General features: G+C 60.2%; 6 protein-coding genes. 3 read left to right on the plus strand and 3 right to left on the minus strand.

Annotation, left to right across the window (positions count from 1 at the left end):
• Both JNM03_RS01885 and JNM03_RS01890 read left to right on the plus strand, forming a co-directional pair.
• Positions 1–225: hypothetical protein (locus tag JNM03_RS01885; protein ID WP_294033974.1), on the plus strand; the 225-nt coding region annotated here is incomplete at its 5' end.
• A 148-nt stretch (positions 226–373) separates the two neighbouring features.
• Positions 374–496: a hypothetical protein gene (locus JNM03_RS01890; protein ID WP_267960792.1), complete on the plus strand. Its 123-nt coding sequence runs from the start codon at positions 374–376 to the stop codon at positions 494–496.
• 22 nt (positions 497–518) lie between these two features.
• On the opposite strand, the gene JNM03_RS01895 is transcribed toward JNM03_RS01890, so the two are convergent.
• From JNM03_RS01895 to JNM03_RS01905, 3 genes are all read right to left on the minus strand, one after another.
• The gene (locus JNM03_RS01895) at positions 519–755 is read right to left on the minus strand and encodes a DUF5818 domain-containing protein (protein WP_234181507.1); all 237 of its coding nucleotides are present in this window, start codon (positions 753–755) and stop codon (positions 519–521) included.
• A 74-nt stretch (positions 756–829) separates the two neighbouring features.
• The gene (locus JNM03_RS01900; RefSeq protein ID WP_294033975.1) at positions 830–1492 is read right to left on the minus strand and encodes a thermonuclease family protein; all 663 of its coding nucleotides are present in this window, start codon (positions 1490–1492) and stop codon (positions 830–832) included.
• Between the two features lie 231 nt (positions 1493–1723).
• Entirely contained in the window at positions 1724–2050 is a 327-nt protein-coding gene (locus JNM03_RS01905; RefSeq protein ID WP_294033976.1) for a helix-turn-helix transcriptional regulator, read from the minus strand.
• A gap of 351 nt (positions 2051–2401) precedes the next feature.
• Between JNM03_RS01905 and JNM03_RS01910 the strand changes: the two genes are divergently transcribed.
• A complete protein-coding gene (locus JNM03_RS01910; protein ID WP_234181456.1) occupies positions 2402–3268 on the plus strand; it encodes a hypothetical protein in 867 nt (288 codons plus the stop codon).
• Positions 3269–3336: the final 68 nt, after the last annotated feature.

Here is a 3336-nt window from a genome sequence, read left to right on the forward strand (position 1 = left end):
TCACGGTTGAAGTGTGCAAACTCCACCATAACGATGAACCCGGTGGCCACCAGCGACGCCGCATTCCGGGGTGGGGCATGCCCCACCCCGGAATACACCATCGCCTACACCGGAAATTACACCACGAGCGCGGACGCTAACTTGCACATCAGCTTCAACCAATTTGCTTCATCAATGCTGATGAGAGGATACTGGCATGCCCAAAGCCCTTGTAAACGAACATAAGAGCTGCCCGGCCGCAATCGGCCAGAGTCGGCGGTATCGCACGCCTGAATGTGAGTTCGGGGGGTGTCGCCTATTCCGTAGGATGTTGTCGCCACCAAGCGTGGATTAATCGCTTTCCTACAATATTTCGCGCTGTCATGCCGAGCCTATGCAAGAACGAAGACCCAAATGGCGCGACCGGGCGCTCGCTATCGAATTCTGGATTGCGACCGTGCTGGTGGGCGGCTCATTCCTCGTCGGGGCGTGGCAGGCGCTTAAATATCTGTTTTAGCGGCGGGGGCGGCGCACTAGCGCTACGCTCCAGCCGCGAGCGGCGAGGGAACAAAATTCTCAGGCGCTACACCGTCGACATCCACCAGGTCTTCGCTCACCACGATGCCGGTAATGCGAACACGCTTTTCGATATGGTCGACAGGAACGCGGTGTAAGTCGAGCCGCCACCGGCCGCCAAGGTCACGGCGAAGCGAGAAACCGCCCGCGTCGCGGAGCAACGTCCCTGTCTCTTCGATTCTCGTGCCAATCATCGTCATGACTTTGGCCTACGCAAAGTCGCAACACCGCGCCAGAAACTTCGGCTGAACTCCTAACAACCCAGCCTAAATGCTCATCGCCGCCGAAATGGTTCGCACGCCACGCCATCGCCGTCGCCATCCATTTCTGGCCGATACCCGGGCTGACCGCGGTATAACGGCGCGGCACCCGCTGCCCACGCCGCATTGCAATTGCGGTAATAGACGCCGGACGGCGCCGACGATGCAATAGGCTGGCGCACGGCGGATGCCTGCGGCTTGGCCCGATGTGCCCTGGGACTGGCGGCCCGATAGTCGACCGGCTGTTGGAAGTCGGAACCCCAGATGCCCAGTTTGAGGGCCTTGGCGCGCGCCTCGGCGCCGAGATAGCGATCGCTAAACTGAGGCAACGCAACTGCAAGGCCCGCTTCGACCATGGCTTGGCCCAGATCTATCTGCCGCGCGGTGCAGCTGGCGACGATCCGGTCATAGTCATCGACATCGCGCTGCTCACACCGCAATTCGGCACCATTGACCAGTTGCGCCAGTTTCGCCGACGCTTCTTTGCCGCATGCCCAGCTTTGTCCCTCGCGCGCGCAAGTCTGGTTGAGCTCGGGGGCGTCCACACCGTGCAAGCGGACGACGATCCCCGCCATGTCGAGAGAGTCGCCGTCCATCGCCCGGGCCGAGCCACTAATGTCCTGCGCGGATGCGAACACCGGCGTCAGCGCCAGCCCGATTACAAAAAGCCATTTCATGGGAGATAAACTAGCCCGGTCAGCTTACCAATTTCTTGAACATCCTCGATCGATCGAGCCGAATGTCCGCTATGCGAATATTCGCCCCCAAGACCGACTGACAGAATTGGCCATAGCCCGGTCGACCGAAGCGCCGACTGCCCCGAAGTCCTTTGCCGCGGATCTGGAGCCGGTGACGGCCACGACGGTAATGGCCGAACCTTCAGACCAATGCCGAGCGCGCCGACTCTTCTACGCTCCCGAGCGGCGCCTCTTCATCCCTTTAATAATATCACTAAAAACCTCGCGATCTGTGGGATGGAGCGATTTCAGATCACGGTACAAGACAAGCAATTTTTCGTCATCACCGTCTTCGTCCGGGCTTTCACCCACAAGGCGCGAGATCGACACCTCAAAATAATCGGCGAGCTTTCGGACGAGTTCGATCGACGGATTCTTGGCGGTGCCTTTCTCAAGCTCCCAGATATGGGCTTTCGACGCACCAATGGCGTCAGCCACTTCCTGAAGCGATTGCTGCTTTGCCGTGCGAAGGTTCTGCAGCCTCATCGCCAACGACATGCCCATGACCTCCTTAGACCCAACTTACCATGCGATCGGTGACATAGAAATCAACGATCGTTCGGTCAAGTGAACGATTTCGTTCGGCCAATTGACTCCGACTGTCGTATGACCTATCGAACGATATTGTTATTATTTGTCGGACGGAGCGCCGCGTGGGCCATAGCCAGCATATCATGGCAGATCCTCGCGGCTGGGCCGTCCACTCGGCGGAACTCAATGCTCTTGGATCACCTATCCGGCGGCTGATGAGCGAACGCGATACGCGCGCAGAGACCATCCGGTACAACACCATGAGGCCTTGTCGGGGGCGACTGGCATTGATGTTTCAAACTAAGCGGGAGCATAGGCATGGCTAAGAATACCACCAAATCGCAGGCGCTTGTTCCAGCTGAGCGGCGCCAGACGACCGTACGCAGGAAAACGGCGACGCCAGTCGTCGTGCCCGCAACGGCCGACACGCTGCTGCCGATCCTCGGCTCCGAATTCGCCGCCGAGAAGCTGATCGGCGACGGAGGCGAAGTCGCGCGAGAAGGCGGCGTCGCTCTCGTCACCGGCCGCGCCTATGCAACCCGCGATTGCGTCGTTCCCGCAGAAGAAATTTTCTACGATCAGGCTGCTCGGCCCGGTGGCAAGGGGGCGTGGCTGGGAGAGGCGGACAAGGTCAGCTGGCGCGATACGGCGAGTGGATACGACTGCATCATGTTGCGTAACACCGACAATGGCTTTCTCTGCGGATATGTCGGCATTCCCAAGGATCACCCTCTCTGGGGCTGGGATGCAAACGCAGTTCCGCCGGACATCGGAATCGATGTGCATGGCGGTTTGACTTATTCAAGACTGTGCGAAGAAGGGCCGACTCCGACGCGTCGGTTAGCCGTCGAGGCGCGCCGCATCTGCCACGTGACATTACGACCGGCGGTCTACCATCCGGTAGAACACGCAACCGACCACCGCGTCGAAGATTCGCATGCGTGGTGGTTCGGCTTCAGTTGCGATCATGCCTACGATCTTATTCCGAACGCCAGGCCGAATTCCTCCGGATCGAAGTCCTCGGAGCTTGGACGGATATATCGCGACGACGCATATGTTGTCAGGGAAACGGTCGCCCTCGCAGCTCAGCTGCGAGCAATCGCTGAAGGAGGCGCGGCGCCCGCGCGCGATGGCGCGCCGCCGCCGCTCGGCCTCGACCCTCGTCGCGGGGGTGGCCGTGGCTGACTTTGAGCGTCACGTCGGCGAACTCCCGTGGGGCTGGTGGCTTCGAGCCAATCCGCGCGGCTACGAGG

This window comes from Sphingopyxis sp. (assembly GCF_016793825.1).
In the GTDB taxonomy this organism is placed as follows: Bacteria; Pseudomonadota; Alphaproteobacteria; order Sphingomonadales; family Sphingomonadaceae; genus Sphingopyxis.